This window comes from Mesorhizobium sp. (genome assembly GCF_017306585.1).
Taxonomy (GTDB): domain Bacteria; phylum Pseudomonadota; class Alphaproteobacteria; order Rhizobiales; family Rhizobiaceae; genus Mesorhizobium.
This window is the reverse complement of record NZ_JAFKIC010000334.1, coordinates 1-3,865: the sequence shown is the minus strand read 5'-3', so window position 1 is coordinate 3,865 and position 3,865 is coordinate 1. Positions and strand designations below refer to the sequence as shown.

4 protein-coding genes are annotated in these 3,865 nt (G+C 67.6%); 2 read left to right on the top strand and 2 right to left on the bottom strand.

Annotated elements, in window-relative coordinates:
• Nucleotides 1-56 precede the first annotated feature (56 nt).
• Nucleotides 57-773: a uroporphyrinogen-III synthase gene (locus J0I79_RS34265; RefSeq protein WP_292870373.1), complete on the bottom strand. Its 717-nt coding sequence runs from the start codon at nucleotides 771-773 to the stop codon at nucleotides 57-59.
• 2 nt (nucleotides 774-775) lie between these two features.
• Nucleotides 776-1,702, bottom strand: coding sequence for a hydroxymethylbilane synthase (hemC, locus tag J0I79_RS34260; RefSeq protein WP_292870371.1), 927 nt, complete (start codon nucleotides 1,700-1,702; stop codon nucleotides 776-778).
• Between the two features lie 99 nt (nucleotides 1,703-1,801).
• On the opposite strand from hemC, the gene tsaD reads away from it, so the two are divergent.
• Nucleotides 1,802-2,890, top strand: a complete 1,089-nt coding sequence (tsaD, locus tag J0I79_RS34255; RefSeq protein WP_292870368.1) for a tRNA (adenosine(37)-N6)-threonylcarbamoyltransferase complex transferase subunit TsaD — start codon at nucleotides 1,802-1,804, stop codon at nucleotides 2,888-2,890.
• Nucleotides 2,887-3,865 (top strand): NAD(P)H-dependent glycerol-3-phosphate dehydrogenase (locus J0I79_RS34250; protein ID WP_292870365.1); only part of this gene is annotated, 979 nt, incomplete at its 3' end. The genes tsaD and J0I79_RS34250, both read left to right, overlap by 4 nt.

Genomic DNA, 3,865 nt, shown 5'->3' with positions numbered 1-3,865 from the left:
AAAAAGGGTCTAGCACATCACCAAGCGGTGAAAAGGGGCGGTGTGATGACGCGGGCTCAGGGCCGTGCGGGCAAAAGTGCCAGCAGCGCCTCCTCGTCGGGCCGCTCGGCGATGCGGATTGCTTTGCCGGCGCTATCGTCGAGGGCGGCGGCGATGCGGCTGGAAAGAGCGAAAAACAGTGTCTTTTCAAAAGACCCCAATAGCATGGGTCGGCTGGCCACGGCCTGCATCGCGGCAGCGGCCTTGGCCGAATAGAGCAGCACCACATCGACGGTTTGATCCGACAGACGCTGAAGCAGCGCCTCGTCCGAATAGCATACCGCAAGCGTGTCGTAGGTCTCGGCGGCATGAAGCTGGACACCGGCCGTTTCCAGCTTCTGTTCGAAGGCCGGGAACCGAACGCGCCCGCAGAGATAGACGACCGCTTTGCCGGAAAATGCGCTGGCCATGCTTTCGGCCAGCGCCTCGGCATCGCCGGGACCCTCGCTGACCGACAAAAACCCGGCCTTGCGCGCCGCCTCCGCGGTTCTCTTGCCGACGGCATGACAAGGCAGGCTGCACAGCGCGGCGATCAGCTCTTTTGAAGCATGCCGCACGGCATTGGCGCTGGTGATGGCAACGGCTGCCGCTTTGTCCGGCAGGGCTCCGGCATCGACCGGCAACGCCATTGTCTCCGTCAAAGGCAGGACGAGGGGCTGGAATCCCATCTCTTCCAGCCGCCGCGCGGTACGCGACGCGCCCGGCTCCGGCCTGGTCACCAGCACGCGAAGCATGATCAGAGCCAGCCGTCGAAGAACTTTTCGCCGGCTTTGGCGCGCACCGTCCGCGCGGCCTCGTCGCCGATGCGGGCGGCCTCCTGCGCCGGCCCCCGCAGTTCGACCGTATGCGACTGCGTGCCGTCGGGCGAAATGATCAATCCGGAGAAAGAGAGCGTTGCGGCGTCGATAGAGGCATAGCCGGCGATGGGCGTGCGGCAGGAGCCGTCGAGCGCCGCCAGGAAGGCGCGCTCGCAGGCGAGCGCCTGGCCGGTCGGCACATCGTGGATTGCCACAAGCATCTTTTCGACCTCGCGGTCGCCGATACGGGTCTCGATGCCGATGGCGCCCTGGCCCGGCGCCGGCGGAAAGATATCGAGCGGCATTAGATCGGTGGAGACATGTTCGAGCCCAAGCCGCTTCAACCCGGCATAAGCGAGGATCGTGCCGCCGGCGACGCCTTCCTCCAGCTTGCGCAGCCGCGTCTGTACATTGCCGCGGAACATCACCACGTCGAGATCGGGCCGCATGCGGCGGATCAGCGCCTGGCGCCTGAGCGACGACGAGCCTACCTTGGCGCCCTCGGGCAGATCGGCGATCGTCTTGCCCGCCTTGCCGACAAAGGCATCGCGCGCATCCTCGCGCGGCAGGAAGGCGGAGAGTTCCAGCCCGTCGGGCAGTTGCGTCGGCATGTCCTTCGAGGAGTGCACGGCGATATCGATCGCACCGGCGAGCAGCGCTTCCTCGATCTCCTTGGTGAACAGGCCCTTGCCGCCGGCCTCCGACAGCGGACGGTCCTGGATGCGGTCGCCGCTGGTCGAAATCACGACGACCTCGAAGGCCTCCGCCGGCAGGCCATGCGCGGCCATCAGCCGCGCCTGCGTCTCATGCGCCTGCGCCAAAGCCAACGGGCTGCCGCGTGTTCCGATTTTCAAGATTGTTTGCATGGCGCGCGGTCCGTGATAACCCCCCGGCTGGCTTTGCGTTTCCGGGCACTCTCCTACCGAGGAACGCCCTCCTGTACAATCTCTTGGGATAGCGACGAATTGATCCGCGTTCTGGGCATTGAGACGAGTTGCGACGAGACCGCCGCCAGCGTCGTGGCGCTGGAGGGCGACGCCGCGCCGAAAATCCTCTCCAACGTCGTCCTGTCGCAGATCGAGGAACATGCCGCTTTCGGCGGTGTCGTGCCCGAGATCGCCGCGCGCGCCCATGTCGAGGCGCTGGACGGCATCGTCGAGGCGGCGCTGGCCGATTCGGGCGTGCCGCTGTCCGGGATCGACGCGATCGCCGCCACCGCCGGGCCCGGCCTTGTCGGCGGGCTGATCGTCGGGCTGATGACGGCCAAGGCCATCGCCGCCGCCGCTGGCAAGCCGCTGATCGCCGTCAATCATCTCGAGGGCCACGCCTTGACGGCCAGGCTGACCGACGGGCTCGAATTCCCCTATCTGCTGCTGCTGGTCTCGGGTGGCCACACGCAGATCCTGGCCGTGCGCGGCGTCGGCGACTACCAGCGCTGGGCAACGACCATCGATGACGCACTCGGCGAAGCTTTCGACAAGACCGCCAAGATGCTCGGCCTGCCCTATCCCGGCGGGCCGAATGTCGAGAAGGCGGCAATGTCAGGAGACGCCTCGCGCTTTGCCTTCCCGCGCCCGATGAAGGGCTCGGCGCAGCCCGATTTCTCCTTCTCCGGCCTGAAGACCGCCGTGCGCCAGGCGGCGACGGCGATCGAGCCGCTGAGCGATCAGGATGTCGCCGACATCTGCGCTTCGTTCCAGGCCGCGGTAGCCGATGCGCTCGCCGATCGCGTTTCCCGCGCGCTGGCACGGTTCACCGAAACATTTCCCGGCACGAAGAAACCAGCGCTGGTCGTTGCCGGCGGCGTCGCCGCCAACCGCACCATCAAGGCGACGCTGGAACGGCTCTGCACCGAGGCCGGCTTCACTTTCGTCGCGCCGCCGCTGAAGCTTTGCACCGACAATGCGGCGATGATCGCCTGGGCCGGCATCGAACGCTTGCGCGAAGGCATGGCGCAGGAGAACGGCTTCGATTTCGTGCCGCGCTCGCGCTGGCCGCTGGACAGCGTCTCGACCCCGATGGTCGGTTCCGGCCGGCGCGGAGCCAAGGCATGACCGGTGAACCCATGAGCGGTGGCGGCGTGAACAATCCCGGCAGGACCCGTTGGCGTGTCGCCGTGCTTGGCGGCGGCGCCTGGGGCACGGCATTGGCTCTCGCCATGCTGCGCGCCGGTCATTCGGTGCGGCTCTACGCACGCGACCCCGAAACAGTCGGCGCGATCGGCAGGGGCGAGAACCCGCGCTATCTGCCCGGCATCGCCATCGCGCCCGGCATCGCGGCGACATCAGACATCGGGGCAGCGCTTGCCGGCGCCGATTGCGTGCTGGCGGTGACGCCGGCGCAGGCATTGCGGACAACGCTGGTGGCCGCGAAGGACCATATGCCAGAGGGCATTCCGCTCGTGCTTTGCGCCAAGGGCATTGAACGAGACACCGGCGCGCTGCTGTCGGCGATCGCCGGGGAAATCCTGCCGCGAAATCTGGTCGCCGCCCTGTCCGGCCCAAGCTTCGCCACCGATGTCGCACGCGGCCTGCCGACGGCGGTGGTGGTGGCCGCCGGCGACGAGGCGCTCGCCGCCAACCTTGCCGCACGCTTTTCGGCGGAAAATCTGCGTTGTTATTCGAGCAGCGACCTGATCGGCGTCGAGATCGGCGGCGCCTTGAAGAACGTCTTCGCCATCGCCGCCGGTGCTGTCACCGGCGCCGGGCTTGGCGCCAGCGCCCAGGCCGCCATGGTGACGCGCGGCTTCGTCGAACTGCGCCGCATCGGTGCCGCCTTCGGCGCCAGGCCCGAGACGCTGATGGGGCTTTCCGGCCTTGGCGACCTGCTCTTGACCTGTTCGTCGTCTCAGTCGCGGAATTTCGCCTATGGGCTGGCGCTCGGTCAGGGCAAGGCGCTGTCAGGCCTGCCATTGGCGGAGGGCGTGCCGACGGCGGCGATCGCCACCCGCATCGCCACCGAGCGCGGTATTGACGCGCCAATCATATCGGCCGTTGCCGCCATACTGGACGGCGCCGTCACCATCCGGC